This window comes from Mobiluncus holmesii ATCC 35242, assembly GCF_000185445.1.
Taxonomy (GTDB): Bacteria; Actinomycetota; Actinomycetes; order Actinomycetales; family Actinomycetaceae; genus Mobiluncus; species Mobiluncus curtisii.
On sequence record NZ_GL622346.1, the window covers coordinates 530,239 to 542,337 of the forward strand.

At 55.3% G+C, this 12,099-nt stretch carries 10 protein-coding genes and 1 tRNA gene; 9 read left to right on the top strand and 2 right to left on the bottom strand.

The features are described from left to right. The first annotated feature begins 137 nt into the window (after positions 1 to 137). From HMPREF0576_RS02190 to HMPREF0576_RS02215, 6 genes are all read left to right on the top strand, one after another. Positions 138 to 210 (top strand) — tRNA-Arg (locus HMPREF0576_RS02190). A gap of 467 nt (positions 211 to 677) precedes the next feature. Next, positions 678 to 2,201, top strand: a complete 1,524-nt coding sequence (locus tag HMPREF0576_RS02195) for a basic amino acid/polyamine antiporter (protein ID WP_004006598.1) — start codon at positions 678 to 680, stop codon at positions 2,199 to 2,201. A gap of 239 nt (positions 2,202 to 2,440) precedes the next feature. After that, positions 2,441 to 3,694, top strand: coding sequence for an arginine deiminase (locus HMPREF0576_RS02200; protein WP_004006599.1), 1,254 nt, complete (start codon positions 2,441 to 2,443; stop codon positions 3,692 to 3,694). 190 nt (positions 3,695 to 3,884) lie between these two features. Next, positions 3,885 to 4,886: an ornithine carbamoyltransferase gene (argF, locus tag HMPREF0576_RS02205; protein ID WP_004006601.1), complete on the top strand. Its 1,002-nt coding sequence runs from the start codon at positions 3,885 to 3,887 to the stop codon at positions 4,884 to 4,886. Positions 4,887 to 4,889: 3 nt separating this feature from the next. Next, entirely contained in the window at positions 4,890 to 5,849 is a 960-nt protein-coding gene (arcC, locus tag HMPREF0576_RS02210) for a carbamate kinase (protein ID WP_004010532.1), read from the top strand. 260 nt (positions 5,850 to 6,109) lie between these two features. Next, entirely contained in the window at positions 6,110 to 7,063 is a 954-nt protein-coding gene (locus tag HMPREF0576_RS02215) for an acetylxylan esterase (RefSeq protein ID WP_236585900.1), read from the top strand. On the opposite strand, the gene HMPREF0576_RS02220 is transcribed toward HMPREF0576_RS02215, so the two are convergent. Next, complete coding sequence (locus HMPREF0576_RS02220) at positions 7,060 to 7,770, bottom strand: hypothetical protein (protein ID WP_004006605.1); 711 nt, start codon at positions 7,768 to 7,770, stop codon at positions 7,060 to 7,062. The two genes, HMPREF0576_RS02215 and HMPREF0576_RS02220, sit on opposite strands and share 4 nt — an antisense overlap. Before the next feature lie 58 nt (positions 7,771 to 7,828). Further along, entirely contained in the window at positions 7,829 to 8,425 is a 597-nt protein-coding gene (locus HMPREF0576_RS02225) for a ribonuclease H family protein (RefSeq protein ID WP_004006606.1), read from the bottom strand. A gap of 627 nt (positions 8,426 to 9,052) precedes the next feature. On the opposite strand from HMPREF0576_RS02225, the gene HMPREF0576_RS02230 reads away from it, so the two are divergent. The 3 genes from HMPREF0576_RS02230 to HMPREF0576_RS02240 are packed head-to-tail and all read left to right on the top strand — an operon-like array spanning position 9,053 to position 12,048. After that, a complete protein-coding gene (locus HMPREF0576_RS02230) occupies positions 9,053 to 11,032 on the top strand; it encodes an HAD-IIA family hydrolase (RefSeq protein WP_004010533.1) in 1,980 nt (659 codons plus the stop codon). Beyond that, entirely contained in the window at positions 11,022 to 11,207 is a 186-nt protein-coding gene (locus HMPREF0576_RS02235) for a hypothetical protein (RefSeq protein WP_004010534.1), read from the top strand. Before HMPREF0576_RS02230 ends, HMPREF0576_RS02235 begins: the two co-directional genes overlap by 11 nt. Next, positions 11,200 to 12,048 (top strand): TlyA family RNA methyltransferase, encoded by an 849-nt coding sequence (locus HMPREF0576_RS02240; protein WP_004009759.1) that lies wholly within the window; start codon positions 11,200 to 11,202, stop codon positions 12,046 to 12,048. The genes HMPREF0576_RS02235 and HMPREF0576_RS02240 overlap by 8 nt, the downstream gene beginning before the upstream one ends. Positions 12,049 to 12,099: the final 51 nt, after the last annotated feature.

The following is a 12,099-nucleotide window of genomic DNA, read 5'->3' on the forward strand; positions in this document are numbered from 1 at the left end:
CCGTCTCGAAGCCGGTCAAACACCAACCCAACAGCACAATCCCTAAACTCCCGCGAATACTTCCAAGGCATAAAACAACCCTCTCAAAAAAACCTAGGAACAAAACCCGGGACACTTCAATTAAACTTGTACGCGAAGCGCTCGTAGCTCAATGGATAGAGCATCTGACTACGGATCAGAAGGTTGGGGGTTCGAGTCCCTTCGGGCGCGCTGCTGAATGATTTTCACCGTCTTGGCGCAGTGTCGTTTTCCCGTTTCCTGGTTTTTCAGTCTGTTTGCGTGTGCCAGTGCCAGCAACGAATGCGCAACCCGTGGAATAACTTGCCAGGCACGGACTCAAATACCCCTTAAAGCCTGACGAGGCGAACAAACCCCACCGACCTTGTGCAGCCAGAGCCCGACGCTTGTGCCACCTCCCGAACGCGCTACCACCCCCCAAAACCGCCTACTGTAACATGAAAATATATGCATTCTCTGGATGCGGACTACAGGGGGACAAAGAAGGGTATACGCATAATTATTCAAATTTGGAAATCCCTCGATTTACGTGTGAACAGGTAATACAATGAATTAGTGCGAAAAATAACAGATGTTTTTAGGGCAGCGGCAATGGGGCGCATACCCCGAGAACGCTGTTTTCGAGACCGCACACTTCACTCCATATAGAAGGGTAAAGAATGAGCAACGACAATGCTGTTGCGGAAACAGAGGAAGTTAAGCTTCCCCTATTCCCGTTGATTGCTTTTGGTATAGGTTCCATGGTTGGAGCGGGTATCTTCGGGATACCGAGCCAGATGGCTGGCAAAGCGGCGCCGGGGCCGCTGTTGATAGGTTGGTTGATTACCGGCATCGGTATGCTGATGCTGGCTTTCGTGTTCCAATCTCTGGCAACAACTCGTCCAGACATCACTGGTGGTGTTTATGGCTACGCACGCGAAGGCCTGGGCAACTTCGGCGGCTTTATGTCCGCCTGGTCATACTGGTTATCGGCTTGGGCCGGCAACCTCTCTTACATTGCCTTTTTCACGTCAGCTCTGGGTGGATTCGCGGTATTCTCCGGCTTGATGCAAGGAGATTCCGTTTCTATCGCGGGGTTGATATTCGGTCTGGTCTGCCTGTGGTTGATTCACTTCCTGATTTTGGCCGGTATCCGTACCGCAGCGTTCGTGAACACGATTGTTACCGCGGTTAAGATTATTCCGATTGTTGTCTTTATCATCTGTGCTGCTGTGGCTTTCAAGGTCGGTTTCTTTACGGCTGACTTCTGGGGCAACGTGGTGCAGGTTGGTCCCGAGGGCGAAGAAGTCGGGCTTGGTCCGGTGATGGCTCAGGTTTCCCACATGATGCTGGTTACGGTTTGGGTGTTCATCGGTATCGAAGGTGCTTCGGTGTACTCCACTCGTGCCAAGAAGTCCAGCGATGTGGCCAAGGCTACGGTTATCGCTTTCCTTACCGTGCTGGCATTGCTGGTATTTGTGAACGTCCTGTCCTACGGCTTGATGGCCCAGCCCGAGTTGGCTGGACTCGCCGATCCGTCCATGGGCGGTGCGATGGCGGCTGCGGTCGGTCCTTGGGGTGCCGGATTCATCAACATTGCGGTGCTAATCTCCGTGGCTGGCGCTATGCTGACCTGGGTCATGCTGGCCTCCGAGATTCTATTCGTGCCGGCAGCTGACCACAACATCATGGCGGCCTTTGGCAAGACGAACCGGAAAGGCTCCCCGACAGTTTCGCTGTGGGTGACCAACATTGTGTCTTCCATTGTCTACATCATCATGATTTTGGGCTTTGCCTCGAGCTACACCGACTTGATTACCATCGCGGCCTCGCTGATTATTCCGTGCTACGTGATTTCGGCAATCTACCAGATTATTCAGACCTCGCATGGACGCAACGAAGCGGAAGGTGTGAAGTCTTCTAAGGGCTACCGGATGTGCGTTGGCGTCATCGCTACCGTCTACACGGTCTGGTTGCTGTGGGCTGGCGGCATCGGGCTGCTGTTCCTCAACGGTTTGCTGTGGTTGATTGGCTCCCCGCTGTATTACAAGGGACGTAAGGAACAATATCCTGACCGGCCGGCTTTCCAGGGTAAAGACAAGATTTTGCTGGGCGTGGCTGTAGCTTTCACGGTACTGCTGATTATCTGGGTCACCGTATTCAAGGGTGACTTCATCAGCGCTATGTTCTGGAACGGTCTGTAAAGACTACCGACAATTGAATCTTGCGTTTTCTTTGGCGATGGCTCGGTGAGGTCACCCGACCGACCCGGGACATCGCCAAAGAAAACCTCTTGAAAGATAATTTCATATCCACACAGCATGAGGACTAAAGGGGTCCTCTCGGCTCGGTTCGTACACTTGTACCGATGACTATAAGTCTTCGCGCCCTGAGGCGACCTGCGTACGTACCAAAACAACGATTACGTTAGGAAGGAATCAATATGAACAACAAAGTTGGTGTTTACTCTGAGGCAGGGGTTCTGCGTACTGTGATGGTTTGCAGGCCTGATTTAGCTCATAAGCGGCTAACTCCTGAAAACTGCTCGGACCTACTATTCGATGATGTCTTGTGGGTCGAAGAAGCGCAGAAGCACCACGATGACTTCGTGGCTCAGATGAAGGCCCGCGACATCGAAGTACTCGATATGCAGGTCATGCTGAGCGAAATCCTGGATAACAAGGAAGCTCGCAAGTTTATCCTGGATCGCCGTGTCGCCGACGACATGGTTAACCCCATCGTCGCCAAGGACTTCCGTGATTACTTCACGGAAATGGACTCCAAGGAACTGGCACGTTACCTCATCGGCGGTATCAACCTCGATGAGATTCCCGATGAAGTCGGCGGCGTGTACAAGAAAGCTGTGACCCCTGACGGTTACAACCTGCACGACTGGATTTTCAATCCGCTGCCCAATACTCAGTTCACTCGTGACAACTCCGCTTGGGTGTTCAATGGCGTGTCCCTGAACCCGATGTACTGGCAGGCTCGCCGTCAGGAGACCCTCCTGACTCACGCGATTTACCAGTACCACCCGCGTTTCGCTAACGAGGACTTTAACATCTGGTTCGGCGCTGACCCAGACAAGAAGTGGCACCCCAACACCTTCATCGAAGGCGGCGACGTGATGCCTCTGAAGGATGGTGTGCTGCTGGTCGGCATGGGCGAGCGTACCTCGCTCAACGCCACTACGGAGCTGGCCAAGGAATTGTTCGCCAAGAAGGCTGCTGAGCGCGTCATCGTGGCGCGTATTCCGCGGACTCGTGCGGCAATGCACCTGGACACCATCTTTACGTTCTGCTCCGAGGACGTCGTAAACGCTTACATGCCTTACGTCGACAATACTTGGACCTTCTCGCTGCGTCCTGATGAGTCCAAGTCCAGCGGCGTCGACATTCGCCGCGACGGCACGAAGCTGGTCGACACCTTGAACGAAGCGCTGGGCGTGAAGTTCCATGTCTGCCCCACCGGCGGCGACTACTTCAACGTCGAACGCGAACAGTGGAACGACGCGAACAACACCCTGGCTATTGCACCGGGGGTTGTGATGGGCTACCGCTCCAACATCGAGACCAACAAGAACCTGCGCAATGCTGGTATCGAGGTCCTCGAGATTGACGGCGCCGAACTCGGTCGTGGCCGCGGTGGCTCGCGTTGCATGAGCTGCCCGATTGCTCGCGACCCGCTCTACAAGTAGAGCCACTCGTAAGCGGTTATAAGTTTCCCCTCCGGGCTGCCTCGGAGGTTATCAACGGGGCAGCCCACGGGGGTATGTTTTTTCTGGCCGGTAACCGTAGCGGTGCTGTTATGGTACTATCCAGAAATTTGGAGATTATTCTCCACGCATTACCCATCAACAAGAAAAAACCTATTTGAAAGGAAAACCCATGACTGATTTTCACGGTCGTCACTTTTTGAAAGAACTCGACTTTACTCCTGCCGAGTGGCTGGAACTGCTCGAGCTGGCTGCTGAACTGAAAGCCGCGAAGAAAGAAGGTCGCGAAGTTCAGTACCTGAAGAACAAGAACATTGCTCTGATTTTCGAAAAGACTTCGACCCGTACCCGCTGCTCTTTTGAAGTTGCTGCCTACGATCAGGGCGCTCACGTAACCTATCTGGATCCCTCCGGCTCTCAGATGGGTCACAAGGAGTCTATTGAGGATACTGCCCGCGTGTTGGGTCGTTTCTATGACGGTATCGAATACCGTGGTGACTCCCAGCACAAGGTAGATGTCCTGGCTGAAATGTCCGGCGTGCCGGTGTGGAACGGCTTGACCGATGCTTGGCACCCCACCCAGATGCTGTGTGACATGCTGACCATGCACGAGCAGAGCGGCAAGCCTTACAACGAGATTTCTTTCGCTTACGTGGGCGACTCCCGCTTCAACATGGCTAACTCTCTGTTGATTTCCGGCGCGATGCTGGGAATGGACGTGCGGATTGTGGCTCCTAAGGAACTGTGGAACTCCCCGGAGATTATTGCTAAGGCTGAAGAAATCGCCAAGCAGACCGGTGCCAAGATCCTGCACACCGAGAGCGTTGATGAAGGCGTCAAGGGCGTGGACTTCGTCTACACCGATATTTGGGTTTCCATGGGTGAGCCGAAGGAAGTTTGGGATGAACGCATCAAGCTGCTGAAGCCCTACCAGGTGAACGCTGAACTGATGGCCAAGACTGGTAACCCGAACACCAAGTTCCTGCACTGCTTGCCGTCTTTCCATGACCGCCACACGACCGTTGGTGAAGACATCTACCAGAAGTACGGCTTGGACGGTATGGAAGTAACCGACGATGTCTTTAACGGTGAATGCTCCGTGGTGTTCGATCAGGCCGAAAACCGGATGCACACGATTAAAGCCGTAATGGTGGCGACGCTAGGAGAGAAGTAAGAGATGCGTATAGTTATTGCTTTGGGCGGCAACGCCCTGCTGCGCCGTGGAGAAAAGCCGGATTCCGCCACGCAGATTGCTAACGTTGAGCTGGCAGTGCAGAAACTCGCGCCCTTGGCGGAAGAACATGAAGTGGTTATCACCCACGGTAATGGTCCCCAGGTTGGCGTGTTGGCTTTGCAGTCAGCTAACGATCCGAATCTGACCCAGCCCTATCCTTTCGATACTTTGGGTGCACAAACCCAGGGCATGATTGGTTACTGGCTGTTGCAGTCTCTGCAGAATAACCTTCCGGGGCGGCATGTGGCTTCTTTCGTGAACCAGACTCTGGTTTTGGCTGGAGACCCTGCATTCGATAACCCGACCAAGTTCGTAGGCCAGGTTTACAACAAGGAAGAATCCGAAGAGCTGGCGAAGTCTCGTGGCTGGATAATGAAAGCTGACGGAGAGTACTTCCGTCGCGTTGTCGGCTCGCCTAAGCCGCAGCGTGTGGTAGAGACCCGGTTGATTCGCCGGATGCTCGACATTGGCGCTGTCGTGGTCTGCGCGGGTGGCGGCGGTATTCCTGTCGTCCGTAATGAAAAGGGCAAGCTGCAGGGCGTGGAGGCAGTAATCGACAAAGATTTGACTGCCGCGACCCTGGCCGAGCACCTGGATGCCGATTTCCTGATGATTTTGACCGATGTTCCCGCTGTAATGGAGAACTTCGGCACTCCCGAGCAAAAGGAAATTCACCGGGCCAGCCCTGCCGCTATGCGCGCGGGTGGCTTCCCCGCCGGCTCTATGGGGCCGAAGGTCGAAGCAGCTTGCCGCTTTGTCGAGCTGACCGGTGATGTTGCTGCGATTGGGCAGCTCAGCGATGCTCAAAAGATTATCGCGGGTGAATCTGGCACCATCATTACCCCCGGCGGTAATTACAGTGGTCCCGATGAGATTACCCGTCGCGGCTGCAAGAAGATGTAGTACCAAGATGGTGCGGCTGTCACCATCTCGGAAGGCTTGAAAACGCCTTTCGTTGCGAATAATCTGTATTCGCGGGGAAGCTTAGGCTTCCCCGCGAATCGCATTTAACTGCATGAACCACAAGGCCTTCGACCTGATTTGGTAGCGTAACTCAAAAATGAAATAGTTTAGGATTATAGCGTTTGCAGATGCAGTCAAGAGTGCGATGGACTTGGATAAGGGCATCCGGTGGATCCGCGGGGAGGACAATGCTAACCGGTATGGAACGAACCGAACTGGAAAAATTTTCACCGCAGGTCAATTTGCCCGCGGACTTCGTAACTTTTTGGAGCAACACGCTGCAGGACTCTCGTCAGATTCCAGCACATATTCAACTGCAACAGGTCAATACCCCGATAGAGACCGTCGAATTTTACGATGTGACCTTTCCCGGATTTGCCGGGGAGAGCATCAAAGGTTGGTTGGCAGGAGCGCCTGGATTTACCAAGTGTGAAGGTCAACCCCTCATCGTGGAGTACCTCGGCTACGGTGTGGGGCGTGGGGTACCCGGAGAACGCCTGTTCTGGCCTTCTGCCGGTTACGTGCATCTCATTATGGACAGTCGCGGTCAAGGTGGAGACTGCGGCACCGGGGGAGCCACTCCTGACCCGCATCCAGCCCCTCCACACGCCTTCGGGTTCTTTACCCTGGGCATCGAAAATCGTGAAACCTATTATTTTCGCCGTCTGATAACTGACGCCCACCGAGCTATTGATGCCGCAGCGACCTTAAACTTTATCGACCCGAAACGAATTTTTGTAGCTGGAGCGTCCCAAGGCGGAACCTTGGCGGTTTGTGTCGGAGCGTGGCACCAGGGCGTGCGGGCAGTGTTGTCGGATTTAGCTTTGGGCAACGTAATGTATGGGGTCAGCCATAATAATCACATGCCTTACCGGGAAGTGCAGCGTTATCTGCGTGCCTATCCGGATCAATACGAGCAGGTAGAAACAACCCTGTCGTATTTTGATGCCGTCAATTTTGCGCGACAAGCCATGCACCCGGCCTATTTCTCAGTGTCGCTCAGCGATGAGTACGTGCCTCCCGCCTGCACCTACTCAATCTTCAACGAGTGGAGCGGAGATAAATGCCTGGAAGTGTATCCCTTTAACGAACACGACGACCCGAATCTGCACCACCTGTTAAAGCAACACGCCTGGTTGGAGCAGTTCCACTAACTTTCTATGGCGTCCCAGTCCGGGGTGTGCGCTGAAAGCGGAGGTCGCCAATCGGGCGCCGATTGCGGGCTTGCCAGCAGGGCGATTTGGGTATTGACCCCTTTCACCGTATCTAGGGCGAGTTTACGTCCGGAGATAAACCCCAGCGCTCCGCCAATACCCAGGGGAATGAAACGCCCCACAAGGTGTCCCGAAAGTTTTTTAGAAATCTTTTTCCCCGCGAACTGAGCCAAAGCCTTATTGGCTGAGCTCAGAGTGGCGGTAGCATTGTTGGCAACTTGAATTCGTGCCCAATTCCAGATGCCCACTCCAGCTTGGTCATAGACCACTTTGCTCGCCTCATCCCCAAGGATTGCCGAGAGCACCAAAGTCTTGCGCGCTTCCAAATTTTCGGTGGCAATACCGGAAAGCCGCGCCATAGTCAACACATAAAGCGCCGTATTGGCAGCAAATACGCTCAGTTCTAGCCCGGTCAAAGCTGCCCCGATTGCCAGCCCGGAGCCAGGAACCGCGGCTCCTGCCCCCACTCCTGCCGATGCCGTTTGAGATACCCGCACGTAGCGCCGCGTCACCAAATCCATCAGCTCAGGTGTGGAAATCCCCCGATGCTTATCTAGTAGCCGGGCAACTGTTCGCTCGATATGCCGTTCCGGCAGACCCAACATCGCATCCAGCAGGGCATCAATATTTGGGGAGAGTTTCTGCATATGACCAATCTATCGCGAAGAGCGCGATTTCTCGCGGGGACGGTGTATCTGAGAACAGCTAAAACAAAGTTCCCTGAATCCCTGCGCCTCCAGTTTCTAGTGGCGCGTCGGCTGTAATCGGGCTTACAGAAGAACAGGCATTTACAGGCGACTGGGATGGTGCTGCCAAGGCACACAGCTCCGGGCTCAAGCCTGGACCAGTTTGAGGGGAACGTCCCTGTTGATATGCGGTAGCAGCCCCCCGAGCCAGCTTGTCGACTTTCTCGTTGAGAGTGTGTCCGGCGTGACCTTTTACCCAGCGGAAGTCCACCGCGCGTCCCGACAGTTCAGCATCTAGGCGTTTCATCAGGTCATCGTTCAGCACCGCTTTGCCGTCAGCTTTGCGCCAGCCGCGGCGTTTCCATCCCGGCATCCACTTCGTTACCGAGTTGATGACATATTGAGAATCACACAGGAAATGAATGGTCAGGTTGGGAATATCGGAAGTCTTTTCCAAAAAGTCCACCACCGCCATCAGTTCACCACGGTTGTTCGTGGACTTTGTCCAGCCGCCTGCTGACCAACAATTTTCGTCAACGTACCACGCCCATCCGGCTGGTCCGGGATTTCCCAAGGCAGAGCCGTCCGCCGCTACTGTGATTTCCATGTTTTCCATCCTAAGGGCAAGAGGTGCGAAAACGACAGCGGTACTAGCACCTGCAGAAAAACAAAACTGAGGATTTTAACTGCTCTAGGTACGTGTAGACTTAATGATGAAAACAGAATAGTGGATCGATTGCAAAGGATAAGAACAGTGACAGAATCAGACAATCCTCGTCCTTGGGAAAACTTGGCAGAGGAACCGAAAGAAAATTGGCGCGAGCGCAAAGGCGAGTCTCGCGAAAATGAGGGGGACGACCGCGGGTCGCGCGGTGACAAACGAGATAACGAACGTAAAGGTCGCGGGGGGTTCAAAGGCGACCGTAAAGGCGGATACAAGTCAGGTGGCAAGTACAGTCGCGAGGAACGCGGTGGAAAACGTGGCGGCTACTCGGGACGCCCTCGTCGCGACAACGACCGCGATGATTGGCGGCGCGATGACCGGGGTGGCAAACGTAACTTTGAGCGTGGCGGGGAACGCCGTGACTCGGGGCGCTCGGGTTTCCGCTCCGCAGGTTCGGAACGTGGCTCACGCTACAACGATCGGGGATACAACCGCAGTCGCACCGGGTCGGATAAACGCGGTCACGGTACGACCGGACGCTCCCGGTATCTGGAAATCCCCGCTTCAATTACTTGGGATATGTTGGATAAAGAGGCTTGGTCTCGCCTGAGTCCGCTGCCGAAAGAAACCGCGGAAAACGTGGCTCGGCACCTGGTCATGTCCGCGGAACTGTTCGACACGCAGCCCGAACTGGCTCATGAATATGCGCGGGCAGCCCTAAAGATGGCTTGGCGTATCGACGTGGTTCGTGAAGCTGTTGCTTTGACTGCCTACGCCTGTGGCAAGTACAGTGAAGCACTGCGCGAAGTGAAAACTGCCCGGCGGATGAGCGGCATCGAAGTGCTGAAATCGGTAGAAGCCGACTCGGAACGCGGTCTGGGACGTCCCGAAAAAGCGTTGGAAATCATCAAGTCGGTGAAACCGGGGGATTTGGATCGAACGGAACAATTTGAACTTGCTTTGGTGGAGTCCTCTGCCAGGGCAGATTTGGGTGAATATGAGACCGGGCTGGCAGTCATTGAAGCAGCCTTGGCTCAGGTGGATTCCGATGCAGAGAGCTTTGAATATGGACGACTACTCAGCGTGAAGGCTGACCGGCTGCGTGAGCTGGGGCGGGATGAGGAAGCCGCCGCTGCACAGGCGTTAATTCCGCGGGAACCAGAGGACGTTGAAATCCTCGATATTCAAGAAGCTGAAGAAGCCGAGCAAAAGGCTAACCCGACCACTTTGCAAGGGGCGAATGTCCCCCTGGCTCAGCTTTACCCCCTGTTACTTACCGATTTGGACGGGGTAACCTGGAATGGGGCGCAACCGGTAGACGGGGTCGCGCAAAGCATTTCCGCAGGTCGCGAATTGGGTGGGAAGTTCGTGTTCCTGACCAATAATGCTGCGCGCATACCGCAAGACGTGGTGGCGAAATTGGTCTCTGCTGGGGTTGAAGTCGAACCCGATGACATCGTGACTTCCGCGCAAGATGGGGCAGCAAAGCTCAGCGAACTGCTGGAACCGGGGTCGAAAGTCCTGTGCGTCGGGGGCGAAGGAGTGCCGCATGCGGTGCAGGAGGCGGGCTTTGAAGCCGTGTCCACGGCTGACCAAGAGCCTGCGGGGGTCTTGCAAGGACTCGGTTTCGAGGTGGGCTGGGCAGAACTGTCCGAGGCCTGTTACGCCATCGCGAACGGCGCGAAGTGGGTGGCTACAAATATGGATTACTCCCTGCCGACCGAAAAAGGCCGAGGCATCGGTAACGGTTCCCTGGTGGAAGCGATTCGTCGTGTTACCAAGAGCGAACCGATAGTGTGCGGTAAGCCGGAGCTTTCTATCTACGATTTAGCGATTAAGCGTTGCCACGATTATTTGATGGGAAATGAAGAAATCGCCGCGGAAGTCAAAGCCAATGAAGAAGCCGCTGCGGCGGCGCGTGAGCAGGCAAAGCAGGCTCGTGAAGCCAAAGAGGATCCGGATAGCGAACCCGTAGTTCTCAGCGAGGCGGACCTGGCGAAAGAAAAAGAATTCGATCGGGTGAAGGCGGCGGAACGCAAACATAGAATCTTGAAACGGCACGCACTGGCCATTGGCGACCAATTGGCAACCGACATCCTCGGGGCAAACAACGCCCAGTTGGCGTCTTGTGTAGTGCTGACCGGGCTCACTAAACCCCGTGATTTAGTGATGGCTCCGCCCGCCCAAAGACCCACTTTTGTGGCTCTGGATTTGGCTGACCTGTCAGTACCGATTGAACGTCCGGAACTGCGCAATCGCGGCTGGTGGTACACCGAAAACACACGGGCTCGGGTCAATGGTCACGATATTGAAGTCCGCGGGCTGGGAGTGTTAAGCGAGGACGGTACCGTCGTATCTCTGGGAGAATTCCGCGCTATTCTGGCAGCCGTATGGTACGCCCGCGAGCAGGGCAACCGAGTGGATTGCCCCGAGTTTAGCGTGGTGCGTGAAGTCGAACGAGACTACGGCGAGGAAGACGACCTAGACCCCGACGAAACCGCTCCTGAGTTCAACGACGCAAAACCGGTGGTGGGACAAGGGACCACAGATGTCGAATAAACAAGCTCCCACCCCTGCGGCATTGAATTCCCAGGACCTGCATGATTACCGGGAAGAAATTGAAGCTGCGCACGAAGCACCCCTGGAATCACAGCTGGAACTGTTGCAAAAGGTAGCCACCGACCTGCAGACGGTCTTACACGGGGACGAGGCGCTGTCAGCGAGTCATGGGTAAACGCGCGAGGCTAGACACGGAGCTGGTGCGCCGCCACTTGGCTCCCAGCCGTACCCAAGCGGCAGCGATGATTACTGCCGGGCAAGTGCTGGTCGATGGTCAGGAGGCCCTGAAACCTGCTCGGCAGGTCGAATTGAGCTCGGCTATCGTGTTGCGCGACCCGGACACAGTCCACTATGTGTCTAGGGGCGCCCACAAATTGTTGGGGGCGCTAGATTACCTGGAGCTTCATGGACCATCGACACCGGTGATAGCCGGGGCCGTGTGTCTCGACGCAGGTGCTTCCACGGGCGGATTTACCGACGTGTTATTGCGTCGTGGCGCGACCAAAGTGTTTGCCGTTGATGTGGGCTATGGTCAACTGGCATGGAGTTTGCGCACCGACAGTCGAGTGGTAAACCTCGAACGAACCAACGTGCGCACACTGGATTCCGCCCTCATCTCCCCGCCTGCGGACCTGGTCGTGGGGGATTTGTCCTTTATCTCACTAGGCTTGGTCCTGCCGGCACTACAACGCGCCGCAAACTCGCAGGCGCAGTACCTACTGATGGTGAAACCTCAGTTTGAAATCGGTCGCGACGGCTTGGGGCGCGGAGGCGTGGTCAGGAATCCTGATGATCGGGGAGAGACCGTCAAGAATGTTGCCCATCAGGCGCACGCGGCAGGGCTGGCAGTACTGAACGTGGCTCCGGCTGGACTGCCAGGTCCCAGTGGGAACGTTGAATACTTCCTCTACCTCACCGCGCAGTCTGTGGCGCGGCAGCGAAATCTTTCCGATCTGGAGGGGGAGTCGTTGGAAAATGCCGTTGCGGAAGCTATTGCCAAGGGACCGCAGACGTAAATATCTGTGCCCAATGGCTTGTGGGTGTGAGAAAATAAGGTGGACAGAAGG

Coding starts and splice junctions, on each gene's coding strand:
- HMPREF0576_RS02230 (WP_004010533.1), top strand. CDS start 9,053: ATGTTGGATAAAGAGGCTTGGTCTCGCCTGAGTCCGCTGCCGAAAGAA.
- HMPREF0576_RS02215 (WP_236585900.1), top strand. CDS start 6,110: ATGGAACGAACCGAACTGGAAAAATTTTCACCGCAGGTCAATTTGCCC.
- HMPREF0576_RS02220 (WP_004006605.1), bottom strand. CDS start 7,770: ATGCAGAAACTCTCCCCAAATATTGATGCCCTGCTGGATGCGATGTTG.
- HMPREF0576_RS02225 (WP_004006606.1), bottom strand. CDS start 8,425: ATGGAAAACATGGAAATCACAGTAGCGGCGGACGGCTCTGCCTTGGGA.
- HMPREF0576_RS02195 (WP_004006598.1), top strand. CDS start 678: ATGAGCAACGACAATGCTGTTGCGGAAACAGAGGAAGTTAAGCTTCCC.
- HMPREF0576_RS02235 (WP_004010534.1), top strand. CDS start 11,022: ATGTCGAATAAACAAGCTCCCACCCCTGCGGCATTGAATTCCCAGGAC.
- argF (WP_004006601.1), top strand. CDS start 3,885: ATGACTGATTTTCACGGTCGTCACTTTTTGAAAGAACTCGACTTTACT.
- HMPREF0576_RS02200 (WP_004006599.1), top strand. CDS start 2,441: ATGAACAACAAAGTTGGTGTTTACTCTGAGGCAGGGGTTCTGCGTACT.
- arcC (WP_004010532.1), top strand. CDS start 4,890: ATGCGTATAGTTATTGCTTTGGGCGGCAACGCCCTGCTGCGCCGTGGA.
- HMPREF0576_RS02240 (WP_004009759.1), top strand. CDS start 11,200: ATGGGTAAACGCGCGAGGCTAGACACGGAGCTGGTGCGCCGCCACTTG.